General features: G+C 59.3%; 9 protein-coding genes and 1 pseudogene. 5 read left to right on the top strand and 5 right to left on the bottom strand.

The genetic code is table 11. The annotated features are described in order from the left end of the window. A pseudogene (locus tag GWG54_RS15505) lies at positions 1–288 on the bottom strand (IS5/IS1182 family transposase); the annotation flags it as partial. Between the two features lie 182 nt (positions 289–470). Between GWG54_RS15505 and GWG54_RS15510 the strand changes: the two are divergent. The 3 genes from GWG54_RS15510 to GWG54_RS15520 all read left to right on the top strand — a co-directional run bounded on the left by GWG54_RS15510 (position 471) and on the right by GWG54_RS15520 (position 3,091). After that, the gene (locus tag GWG54_RS15510; RefSeq protein ID WP_245242825.1) at positions 471–1,313 is read left to right on the top strand and encodes an IclR family transcriptional regulator; all 843 of its coding nucleotides are present in this window, start codon (positions 471–473) and stop codon (positions 1,311–1,313) included. Between the two features lie 259 nt (positions 1,314–1,572). Continuing rightward, positions 1,573–2,724 carry an amidohydrolase family protein gene (locus tag GWG54_RS15515; RefSeq protein WP_245242826.1) on the top strand — a complete coding sequence of 384 codons (1,152 nt, stop codon included), beginning with the start codon at positions 1,573–1,575 and terminating at the stop codon, positions 2,722–2,724. Positions 2,725–2,728: 4 nt separating this feature from the next. Then, positions 2,729–3,091, top strand: coding sequence for a Rieske 2Fe-2S domain-containing protein (locus GWG54_RS15520; RefSeq protein ID WP_008422423.1), 363 nt, complete (start codon positions 2,729–2,731; stop codon positions 3,089–3,091). Between the two features lie 179 nt (positions 3,092–3,270). On the opposite strand, the gene GWG54_RS15525 is transcribed toward GWG54_RS15520, so the two are convergent. Further along, positions 3,271–6,351, bottom strand: a complete 3,081-nt coding sequence (locus tag GWG54_RS15525; RefSeq protein ID WP_167938638.1) for an FAD-binding and (Fe-S)-binding domain-containing protein — start codon at positions 6,349–6,351, stop codon at positions 3,271–3,273. Positions 6,352–6,634: 283 nt separating this feature from the next. Here GWG54_RS15525 and GWG54_RS15530 point away from each other — a divergent pair, with 283 nt between their 5' ends. Then, positions 6,635–7,045 carry a thioesterase family protein gene (locus GWG54_RS15530; protein ID WP_167938639.1) on the top strand — a complete coding sequence of 137 codons (411 nt, stop codon included), beginning with the start codon at positions 6,635–6,637 and terminating at the stop codon, positions 7,043–7,045. A 630-nt stretch (positions 7,046–7,675) separates the two neighbouring features. After that, complete coding sequence (locus GWG54_RS15535; protein WP_167938640.1) at positions 7,676–9,136, top strand: YjiH family protein; 1,461 nt, start codon at positions 7,676–7,678, stop codon at positions 9,134–9,136. A gap of 344 nt (positions 9,137–9,480) precedes the next feature. Here GWG54_RS15535 and GWG54_RS15540 read toward each other — a convergent pair whose 3' ends face one another. From GWG54_RS15540 to GWG54_RS15550, 3 genes are all read right to left on the bottom strand, one after another. Then, positions 9,481–9,858: a Rieske 2Fe-2S domain-containing protein gene (locus GWG54_RS15540; protein WP_167938641.1), complete on the bottom strand. Its 378-nt coding sequence runs from the start codon at positions 9,856–9,858 to the stop codon at positions 9,481–9,483. After that, positions 9,855–10,973, bottom strand: a complete 1,119-nt coding sequence (locus tag GWG54_RS15545; RefSeq protein WP_167938642.1) for an amidohydrolase family protein — start codon at positions 10,971–10,973, stop codon at positions 9,855–9,857. Before GWG54_RS15545 ends, GWG54_RS15540 begins: the two co-directional genes overlap by 4 nt. A gap of 234 nt (positions 10,974–11,207) precedes the next feature. After that, positions 11,208–12,011, bottom strand: coding sequence for an IclR family transcriptional regulator (locus GWG54_RS15550; RefSeq protein WP_167938643.1), 804 nt, complete (start codon positions 12,009–12,011; stop codon positions 11,208–11,210). Positions 12,012–12,155: the final 144 nt, after the last annotated feature.

The raw sequence follows: 12,155 nt of genomic DNA on the forward strand, positions 1-12,155 counted from the left end.
TCGACAGACGCTCATCTCGATCCGATCAAACGCCTTACACAGCGTGGAAGGCGCGGGGAGATCGGCCTCGTCAAGGCCGATCTCCCCTGTTATTTGCGGCATCTCCTTCAACAGATCGATTGTCATCCGGTAGGACGTATCGAGATAAATCCGGAGACAATGCAGCGAAACGAGGGCATAGTCGGCGAATCCGCCGCCGCCCTGCGGGGCGGCGGATTCGCCTCGTTCACCCGTAACTCTTTGTGCAATCGAGACGCAACGCTCGGTGAAGCGGGAGATTTTCGTCATGGACAACCGAAGTCTCCCCGCTTCAACTCCTTCGATTTACTGACCTCCCCCGACGCCGTCTAGTGATTCAACGCAGCCAACAAGAGTGAAGTTGCACTTGATAGTGTTTTCACTTCGCCCCGAGGCGCTGGTCCAGAGCCGACCGCGACGCTGGACAATCTCTACGTTCTCTACGTAGGAATTTGTCGTTCGCTACGTCTAGAAACACGCCTCTCCGAAAACATTTTGTCGCTCGTAGGCATCCAACGGATATGACAACGGGTGATGACCCCAAACGACGGGTCAAGACGACCGACACAGTGTTGGAGATTCTCAATGCGTTACAGTCGCTCAATGGGGCGACGCTAGCTGAACTGACCGGCGAACTCAAGTTCGCCAAAAGTACGATTCACAGTCACCTCGCGACGCTCGAGAGCAACGAATACGTACTCCGAAGCGGCGACGAATACGAACTCAGCCTCAAGTTTCTTGAGCACGGTATGTTCGTCAAGAACAACCGTGCGATCGCTCGGATGGGTGGGCCGATCCTCGAAGAATTAGCGGCCGAGACCGGTGAAGTCGCGTGGATCATCGTCGAAGAACACGGGAAGGCCGTCTATCTAGACAAGGCGATGGGTGAACGAGCGGTCCAGACCCACGCGAGCATCGGCGGTCGAGCGCGGCTCCACCACCTGGCGACCGGAAAACTCATTTTGGCGTATCTCTCGGAGGAACGCGTCGAGGAGATCATCGACCGACACGGGCTGCCCAAACTGACGCCCAACACGATCACCGACCCCAACGAGTTGCGAGCCGAGCTCGACCGGATCCGGGAGGAAGGTATCGCACTCAACAATAAAGAGACGGTCGACGGGGTTCGAGCGATCGGCGCGCCCGTGCTGGGCCAGGAAACGATCCACGGCGCGATCAGCGTGTCCGGCCCCGCCAATCGGCTCACCGTCGATCGTTGTCACGAGGAGGTCAAACCGACCTTGCTCGAAGCAGCGAACGAACTCGAATTGAAGCTACAGTATCCACAGAACTGAGGATCAGCTTGTCACGCTCGTTGGTCGTCGATGTAGGTTCGGCTCTATCATGCCGTTCGGTGATGCCGAACGGACCCTGGTTAACGAACAACCATATGGTTGTAAATCCATATGGAGAACCTGGATCGACAGACGCCTCACCTAGCAGTTGGATAATATTAGTCCAATTCATTCGGAATTGCCGAACGCATACTAGTAAATATATCACTTCTAATCAGTGAAACGCTTGTGTACTAACCAGAAGCTTGATTATTGATGGTTGGGTATACCGGTTCGTATGGAGTCATCAGTCAAGCGTCTCGACCGGGATGCTGAGGTTCCGGAAGAGGCGTTCGAGGACGAGATCGTCGATCTCGACTTTCACGTCAATCCGCTCGAAGACGAACTGTTAACGTACGTTGAAGACGACCGTGCGCTGGACAAGTTGACGACGGAGTTTGGGCCGACGCCCGTAATGGGCAAGTGGGACGCCGCATACGGGATCAAAGAGGGACAAGAAGGTTTGTTCACTCAGGGTCGCGCTAAGTACGCGGAAGACGTCCACGAGGCCTGTGAAAACATCGCCGTAGACGAACCGATCGTCAACGCGGGGATCAACAACCTCAACCTACAACACCATCCCGTTCTGAAGAACGCAGTCTGTCAGGCGGCGAACGACTACATGCTCGATCACTTCGCGGACGAAGGCATGTATACGTCGGCAATGATCCCGAAGTGGGATCCCGACTACGCCGTTGAGGAGATCGAACGGATGGCCGACGAGGACAACATCGTCGCGGCGTACTCCTGGTTTGATCCAAAAGTGCCGTGGGGCAACGAGCAGTTCGATCCCGTCTTCGAGATGTTAGTCGAGAACGACATGCCGCTGTTGCTCCACGGATCGCTGGCCTACTGGCCCCAGCACTCCTACATCGGCGACGACATGCTCACCTGGACCGAAGTATTGGGTTTCGACTGGCCGATCCACGCAATGGTCACCGTCGTCAATATGATCATGCGCGGTGTTTTCGACAAGTATCCCGACCTGAACGTGGTCATTCAGGAGGGCGGTCACTGGTGGGTTCCGTTCCTCCGCTACCGGATGGACGAGTTCTACGAGATGCACCCCGAAGACGTCCAGATCACGCCTCGGAAGATGGATTCGAGCGAGACCTATCTCGAGCGGGCCCCGAGCGACTACCTCCGCGATAACTTCTATCTCTGTACGCAGCCGTTCGCGCTGCCACGCAGAGCGGGTGACGCGGAGAACTTGCTTGATCTCTCCCTCGCCGACGAGATGTTCATCTATTCGAGCGATTGGCCACACCAGACGCTGGATCCGCCGACGTGGTTCTACACTTCGCGTGCGTTCGACGAACATACGCGCGAACGGATTCTGAGCGGAAACGCCAGAGAGATCCTCGACATCTAAATCAATGACTGACGATAACTTCACCAAGGTCGCAGAGGTTGGCGATATTCCCGAAGGAGAGGGCGAAGGATACGAGATCGACGGCATCGAGATCGCCGTTTTCAACACCGGAGACGACTACTACGCGATCAGCAATCGGTGCTCCCACCAACGCGCCCCACTCTGTAAAGCCGGCGACGAGAAGATCAACGCCGAGGATACCTGGACGGGTGAACGTGGTGGGCTCAACGCCGAAGCGTGTACTGTTTCCTGTCCCTGGCACCTCTGGGAGTGGGACCTCGAGACCGGCGAACACGAGGCCTCCGGACAGCGAATCGGGACATTCGACTGTACCGTTGACGGCGAAGATATTCTCGTTCGCATCTGAACGGCCGCATCCCGACACACATTCTACTTGGTACTAGATCGGTTACACATAGGCGGATAGTTGCATTTAAACATACGACGAACGGTAAATTGTCGCACCAACCGACGACGCTTCGCATCTAACAGTGGTATTGCGCCTCTGAGGCGTGTCTCCAACGAAAGCGAGGGACCGGTCGAGCGTTACTGAACTGCGTAGGCAAGTAGTTCGATCGGTGTCGGCGGTTCGTCGTCGTCGAGGGCGCTGCCCGCGAGCGAGCTATCGGCCGGAACCGGTTTGAGGCGCTTGTCTCCGAGTTGGGTCCGGCAGGACGTCCCGGGCGCAGTGACGACGGTCGCATCGCTATCGTCGATCTGATCAACAAGGATGTCGCCGATCGACTGGCTCAGCGAGTAGTGCTCGGCCTCGTACCCGAAGCTGCCGGCCATACCACAGCAACCCGAATCGAGCGGATCGACAACGTAGCCGGCGCGTCGGAGGACACCAACAGCATGGTGGTCCTTTTTCGTCGCCTTCTGGTGGCAGTGGCCGTGGTACGCTAGCGACTCCGCAGGCGTGTTCCAGTCAACGTTCGCGTCGAGCCGGAACGTATCGAGGTACTCACAGACACCGTACGAATTCGCCGCGACCGATTCGACGGCTCGCCCACCAAGCAGATCGAGCGCATCGGACTGGAACATCACCGCATCGGAGGGTTCCGCGAGGACGACGTCCCACCCGTCATCAACGCGGGGGGCGAGTTCGGCAACGTTCGAACGCATCGTCTCACGGGCCGTATCGATGAACCCCTTCGAGAGCGCTGGCCGGCCGCTATCGGTTCGTTTCGCGACGTCGACGTGGACGCCGGCGGCCTCGAGGACTCGGACCGTCGCCTTGCCGACCGAGGGATGGCTGTAGTTGCTGTAGCTGTCGACGAAGAAGACGGCCTTCCGCGCTGCGTCGCTCTCCGGGATCCGTGAGCCGCCGCGATCCTCGAACCAGTCCTTGACGGTCTCGCGATGAAACTCCGGAAGCGACCGCTCGCGCGCGATGCCGACAGTCTTCTCGGTGATCGTTCCGACCCCGGGGAGTTCCTGAGCGAGGTTCGAGATCGGTGCGAGGGCGCTTCCCAGAGGTGCGAGCCGATCGAAATTGGCGAACAGCTTGTCCCGGAGACTCGAGCCGTGTTCCTGGTGACGCGCGTGCTTGACTTCCGTCTTGAGTTTGGCCATATCGACCTCGCTGGGACAGTCACGCGCACAGCCCTTGCAGCCGATACAGAGATCGAGGACTTCCTCGACGAACTCGTCGTCGGTTGGATCGTCAGGAAGATTGCCGCTCATCGCGTCCCGGAGGAGATTCGCCCGGCCCCGGGTAGCGGTGATTTCCTCGTCGGCGGTACGGTAGGTCGGACACATCACGCCACCGGTCGTCTCTTGCTCGCCCCGACACCCGCCACAGCCGTGACAAAGTTCGACCATGCCCTGCATCCCGTTCTCGTTATCCCAGTTTAGAGCGGGATCGAAATCCGCATCGTGGCTGTATTCATCGTCGTACCGAAGGTTCTCGGTCATGTCGTGGTCGCCACAGACGTTGCCGGGGTTGAGCAACCAGTTCGGATCGAACGCCGTCTTCAGGTCGCGGAAAGTCTCCCACAGCTCCTCGCCGTAGAGTTTACGGTTCCACTGGGTGCGGGCGTGACCGTCGCCGTGTTCACCCGAGACAGATCCGCCAAATTCGACGACCATGTCGGTTACTTCGTCGGCGATCTCGACCATGTCCTCGCGATCGGCAGCCGCCTTCGTGTTCACCAGCGGACGAACGTGGAGAACTCCCGGGCCGGCATGAGCGTAGAATGCCGCGTCGACGTCGCGGTTCTTCTCGACGAGCAGCGACTGGAACCGCTCGACGAATTCGGGGAGGTGTTCGGGTGGGATCGCACAGTCCTCGATGAAGCTGATGTGTTTCTCGTCGGAGGTCCGCGACAGCAGAATCGGCAGGCCGGCCTTGCGGAGCTTCCAAAACTGGTCGCGCTCGTCCGCAGCGTGTGCCTCGAGTCCCTCGAAGGCGTTAATGTCGTCGATCTCCGGTCGATCCGTCGGCGGAGTTGACTCGCTGTCGCTCCCGGGGACGCGGTCGGCGAGGAGACCCGCTGTTCGTTCCCGTCCGTGACCGTCGTCCTCGGCGTAGAACTCGACTAGCAGAGCCGCCTGGGCGTTCTCGGGGGCCAGTGCCGCGACATCCTCGAAGTCAGCCGTGTTCCGAGCCAGCCCAAGGAGGACGTCGTCGATGAGTTCGACCGCGGCCGGATCGTGCTCGAGGACGTGCTGGACGTCCGTTACGGCCTCGAGGACGCTCTCGTAGAACAGCAAGGAGACCGCCTTCGTTTCCGGGACGGGCTCGAGGGCGATCTCGGCCTCAGTAATGACGGCCAGCGTCCCCTCGCTGCCGGCCAGCAGACGCGCGAGGTTAACGGTGCCCGTCTCGGCCTCCTCGATAAGCACGTCGAGATTGTAGCCGGAGACGTTGCGTTTCAGGTCGGGGAACCGCTCGCGGACCGTGTCGGCATCCTCGTCGATAATCCGGACGACCTCGGCGAAGACGCGCTCGAGGAGGTCGCCGTCGGGGTCGGCCCGCTCGCGCAACTCCTCGACTTCGACGTCGCCGAGCGTGGCGACCGTCCCGTCAGCTAGGACGGCCTCGCACTCCTCGACGTAGGCGTCCGTCTTCCCGTAGATCAGCGAGTGGGCCCCGGTCGAGTTGTTCCCGATCGCACCGCCGATAACGCTGCGGTTGCCGGCGGCGGGGTCGGGTGCGAACTTCAGCCCGTAGGTAGCGAGCGCGTCGTTGAGTTCCTCGAGGACGACTCCCGACTGGACGCTCGCGCGTCGATCGTCCGGGGTGATCGAGAGGACGTCGTCCATGTAACGGGTGAAATCGAGGACGACCGCCTCGTTGATCGCCTGACCCGCGAGGCTCGTCCCGCCGCCCCGCGGCAAGACGGGAATCTCACGGTCGGCGCAGTAGGAGACGACGCTCGCGACGTCGGCAGTCGAGGTCGGGAAAATGACGCCGATCGGCGTCTCCCGGTACGCACTCGCGTCGGTCGCGTACAGCTGGCGGGAGTAGGTGTCGAACCGAACGTCGCCGTCGATCCGATCGCGGAGGTCGGCGACCAGATCCGGGCGGTCAACGCCGTCCGAGACGTAGTCGTAGTCGGCCCGTTCGTCGGTCGCCGGCTCGGCGTCGATGTCGTCGAGCGCTGTATCAGGACTCGCAGTCATAGTCAGTTGCCGGTTACGGGCGGATCCCCGCGATTCTCGCGGCGGAAACGCGTTCGATCGCGCGTCGATCCATCCCTGTGGTATCGCGTCACGAGTATTGGTTTTACAACCGAGCAAGTAACGTTGACGTTTTCGTCCGCGGACTCGGGCAATACTTGCAGCCGTCTTCTGGAACGAGAGCCGATATTCGAGGGGCTGCAACCCCTCGATTTGTAATCGAGTGGACTCGAGCCGGTTCGACAGTAGATTTATCAGGACCGCAGTCCGTCTTCGAATCGATCGTATGAGTTATACACGGACCTGGACCGTTCGCTTCTCGGATACGGATCCGTTCGGTATCGCCCACTATCCGCGGATGATCGACGCGGTCCACGAAACGTCGGATATGTTCATGGAGGAGATCGGGTGGCCCTACTGGGAACTCCACGAGCGACACGAACTGGGTCTCCCCCTCGTTTCGATGGACTTCGACTTCCGGGGACAGGTCGAGGGCGGCGACGAGGTCGAGATCGAGATCGATACGACCGTCGGGAAGTCCAGCGTCGAGTTCGACTATCGGGCGACTCACGGCGACGAGACCGTCTTCACCGGGACTGAACACCGCGTCTGCGTACCCGTCGATGGCGACGGCGGTATTACAGTCCCCGACGATCTGCGCGACGCGCTTGAAAACGGCGCTTCTAGCGACGACTGAACCGGTCGGGACGTCGAACAACCGACCAGGAGCTACTCTTGATGCGTCTCCTCGTCGGGCTCCTCGAGGATCGGTGGTCCGTCGGGGTATCAGTTCTCCAGCCGTATGCGGAATTTCGAGATACTTTCAGAAAACCGAACCGCGACCAGCCGCTTCCGATCTCGGGGCTGCTCAGAACTTTGATCAGCCGTAGAACGGTACACCGACTGCCTGTCAGTCACCCAGTTCCCCGTTGTTCGTCCGTCTCACGACACGATAGTTGACATGTAGGGGGCAAAATAGTCGCCTCCAGCATCGATGGCCGCTACACGATACGGGTCGGACGAACGCAGGAAGTAACCGATCACACCCTACTTCGCTCGCCCTTACGGGTTGGCTCGTTAAGGAAGAGGGCTCCGCGCTACCGTTTAGCTGAAACATGGTAACTGCAAGACGTCCGATCGTAGCTAGTTACTTCGGTACGCTCGCTCGAGTTCAACGCCTCGGGGCCGCCAGTAGATGCTATAAATTAGTCTGCTAGATTATTTCTACCGAAACACCTTAATCGCATGTATCTAACTATTGTTACAATAGAACTTATCCCGACATATGATCGGTGTTTTTATGACACATGCCAGGATTTGTCGCAATATGTTCGGTAGCCAGAGCTGGGAGGACGACGATCACGTTTCGGGAGAGTCGGTGAAACCCGACACAAAGTCGATAAACGACGTTACTCTCGTCGAGAAACGACTCAGACCGACGCTGAAGTTTATCATCGCGTTCACGGCTGGAGCGTTTTTCTTCCTCCTTCCGGTACAACACAACGGGCAGACGACGATTCCGCTCGACGTTCTGATGACCTGGATTACGGAAACGTCGATGCTCACCGTCGAAATATTCATTATGGGAGTACTGTTTGCCGGCGGGATTCTGACGACGGTCACAATGCTACACTACCAGGGCGTGATCACGCTCGAGGAACGGACGCAAAAGTGGCTCCAAATCGATTACTGGCAGACGTCGAAACCGTTCTGGGCGTTCCGCGTGATAGCGATATTCCTCGGGATCGCTATGTTTTTCGGTGTCGGACCTGAGTGGTTGCTCGCCGACAATATCACCGGGATAGCCTGGGAGGTCCTCATGGTCACGGTCGCGCTCGTGATTCCCCTCGGCGGTATCTTTGTCAATCTGCTCGCCGAACTCGGCGGCCTCCAATTCATCGGAACGCTAGCCCAGCCGATCATGCGACCGCTGTTCAACCTTCCTGGCCGCTCGGCCCTCGATAGTGCCGCGTCGTGGCTCGGATCGTTCAGCGTTGGATACTATCTCACCCGAAACGTCTTCGATCGCGGCGGGTACAACAAGCGTGAGGTGTTCGTAATCTGTACGTGTTTCGCCACCGCCAACCTCGGAACGGTCGGCGCGGTCGCCGCCGTGCTCGAGATCCTCCACATCTTTCCGCTTCTCGTCGCGCTGTATATGATTGCGACGCTCATCGTCGCAGCGGTCCTCGTCCGAATTCCACCACTCTCAACGGTGCCCGAGGAGTACATCGCCGAACCCGACCCCGAGCCGATGTTCACCGGCTCCGTTGTCGACTACCTCCGGTTCGCCTTCAGCGAAGGCGTGAAAACCGCAGAGAAGGGCGAATCGATCCCCCGTGCAGCGATCAACGGCTTCGTCGACGGGACGAAACTCACCGCGATGATCATCGGTACCGTGTTGACGATCGGGACCAGCGTTCTCCTGCTCGAGGCATATACGCCGTTTTTCGAGTACCTTGCGGCACCGCTCGTCCCACTAATGACTATCCTCGGCATTCCTGACCCGGAAATGGCGGCCACAGGAATCATTGGTGGCACGGCCGAGTACTTTATCGGTGCAACGCTCGTCGTTGGGACGGATCTGGTGACGAAAGTGTTCGTCGTAATCATTACGAGCGCACAAGCGATCTTCTTCGCCGCGTCGGCCCCCATGATGGTCGATATGTTCGACGACGTTCCCATGCGGTTCCGCGATCTCACTCTTATTCTAATACTCCGTACAGCGCTGCTGATCCCCATCGCCGCTGTACTAACCCATGGCGTCGCAGCTCTAGGGCTCATCTGAGGAGGGCGGTATCGACCCAACGCGTTCGGATAGGTATCAGAATCTGGCACGTCCGGTCCCCCGGTAGATGGCTCGGGCCCCGTTACGAGCGCTCGCTTTCGATAGCAGTTCGTTTTCGATGTGCTGGCCCCGATACTGCAGGTGCGAGTTCGTTCGATGTCTCAAGAACAGGCCGCAACTCCGGTGTTCCAGGATATCCGAGCCGCACACAGGTCTCGCCGGCTACCAGGACACTCGTCGGCAGAGAGGGATCAAACGAGCCCTCGCGAGGCCATCACTGCCTTTCTCGACGCTTCGGGAACGATGGTACGCGCTCGAAAGTACCTATATAAAATAGAGCCGAGTTACTGACAGTCGACGTAAACGACGCCGTCGTCGACGACGGCGTCGTACGTCGGCAAGACGATGTCATCGTCGGCGAGTTGTTCGCCGGACTCGAGGTCGTACGACCAGCCGTGCCATGGACAGGAGATGATCGGCTCATCGTCATCGTACCCCTTCTCGACGCGTTTCCCGGGCTCGACGAACTCGCCGACGAGTTTCTTTCCGACTGCGCCCTCGGCGACCGGTCCGCAGTCGTGGAGACACCGATTCCTGACCGCGTAGTACTCCCCGTCGACGCGAAGCACGCCGACTTCGACGCCGTTTACCTCGATCAGTTCCCGATCGCCGTCTTCGAACTCCGCGTCGGATTTGACTTCGATCAGTTCCGTCGTGCTCATAGGCCGAAGACCTCCTTGGCGTTCTCCGAGAGGATCTGTTTCTTCTCGTCCTCCGATAGGAAGGGGAGATCGGTAACCGTCGTCGGACGGTCGTAGTCCCAGTGCGGGTAGTCCGAGGCGAACATCAGGCTGTCCGCGCCGACCAGATCGAAACACTTCTCGAGGTACTCGGTTTCGGCGGAGACTTCCAGCGGTTGTGTCCCGTAGTAGAAGTCGGTGATGTACTCGCCCGGTTTCTTCTCGAGCAGCGGCGCTTCTTCGGGACGCTTGAGGTACTCCTCGTCGAGACGCGCCATCAGGCCGGGGAGGTAGGTGATCCCCGACTCCATGAAGACGATGTCCAGGTCGGGGAACTTCTCGGGGATACCCTGGACGACGAGGCTGACGATCTGGGACATGTTCGACTCCAGAAAGCCGAGGGTGTGGGTCTCGAGCATCTCCTGATAGCCCGCCCGGACGTACTCGTCGAGGCCGGCACCGCCCGTGTGGAATACGGCCGGGAGACCGAGTTCCTCGCAGCGCTCGTAGAGCGGATCGTACTTGCGGTTGCCGAGCGGCGGCGTCGCACCGGCGGTGACGAAACAGGCGCCGACGTAGGCGTCCTCGCCCTCGATACGGTCGAAGATCTCGAGCGACGCGTCGACGTCGCTGTACGGAATCGGAGCGAGCCCGTGGATCCCGTCGTCGGGGTCGAGAACCTCCTCGAGCATGTACTCGACGTAGGCTTTCGCGAACGCGCTCTGTCGGTCGTCATCAGCGGTGGTTCCGGCGCCGGCGAGAATGAGATGCGAGATCAACAGCGTCTCGTCGACGCCGATCGATTCCATTCCGTCTCGGATGCGCTCGGGAGTCTCGGGCTCGTCGGGATACGAGGAGTGTTCGCGGGTGACCTTGCCGTGTGCCTGTCGATCACCGGTCGTGAAGGGGAAGAACGAGCTGAGGTTTTGCTTCGCACCTTTCTCGTCGAAGTTGCTGCCCTCGAACTTCGTCTTCCACGGCTCCTCCATGTACTCGGCGACATCGTGAAACGACTCCATGTAGTGGCAGTCACCGTCGATGACGTAGTACTCGTCTAACGTTTCTTGTCTCGGCTGGGCTTCGTCGGACTCCAGCATTGGTTGTACAACACATACCCTGACATATATTCCCGCGTTCAGGGGAACCGATTTCCCGTACCAGCACCTAATTATAGGCGTTCGTAACGCTCTCGGCTCAGTTTGATGACGTCAAAACCGTTCTCGGACGTTCCACGGGTCCCCGAATGGGTCCGTTTATCAGAGGTGCATCGAGTAGTCGGCGTCCGGGCGGTTACACGAACGGTCGAGACGTCGCGTTCTCCGTCGGGTGTTTCAATCGGGGCTGATCCCTCCCGTGGAGTTCGAATGGAAGTTCACCTCGATGGCGTTTGCGGCCCGCATAACCTTTTCCGGCAGGTCCCGGCGGAACCGGTCGCCGCTCCAGTTACTCGCCGCTCCCGACAGACTGACTGCACCGAGGACCCGGTCCCCGTCGTAGCGAATCGGCGAACCGACTGCTCGAATTCCGTGCATCTGTTCCTGATCGTTCAGCGCGAACCCGCGGTCCCGTACGGTCTCGAGTTCGGCGACAAGTTCGGCCTCGTCCGTAATCGTCGAGGACGTATAGGAAACGAGACCCTGGTCCTCGATGATCCGTGCGACTCGGTAGTCAGGCAGATGAGCGAGAATCGCCTTTCCGGCGGACGTACAGTGAAGGTGCGTCTGAGGGCGTTCTCGCTTGCGCGGATGGTACTCCGTCCCGATCGCGTTCTCGCCGAACGCTTCGTGCAACACGATCAACCGACCCTCGTACTCGGTCATGAGGTGTGCGGTAGCGTCGCTATCGTGTGCAAGACGATGCAATTCCGCTTTGGCGGCTTGATAGAGATCGTTTTGAAGGCGGACGTGTTCCCCGTAGGGTAAGAGTTCGAGACCGAGTCGGTACTTCCCCTCCCGTTTTTGCACGAATCCGCGTGATTCGAGTGTCGCAAGATACGTGTGGGCCGTTCCCGGTGACAGATCGACGGCATCAGCCACTTCCGAGACCGTCGTCTGATCCCCGTCCCGCAGGTACTCGAGGATATCACAGACCCTGTCTGCAGACTGAATCCGCCGCGGTTCGTCGTCCGTGGTCATAAGACGGGTGACGTACTCGAGCAGCAATACGTTTTGCTAATATCAAAAGAAGGAGGTGAAGACTCGCGCGCGGCTTCGTTGAATGTAATCCGGTCCGGGTGTAAATCGAGCATCGTCATCTACAGGAGGGGTTACAGTGGACAA

Source organism: Natronococcus sp. JC468, assembly GCF_012163165.1.
In the GTDB taxonomy this organism is placed as follows: domain Archaea; phylum Halobacteriota; class Halobacteria; order Halobacteriales; family Natrialbaceae; genus Natronococcus; species Natronococcus jeotgali.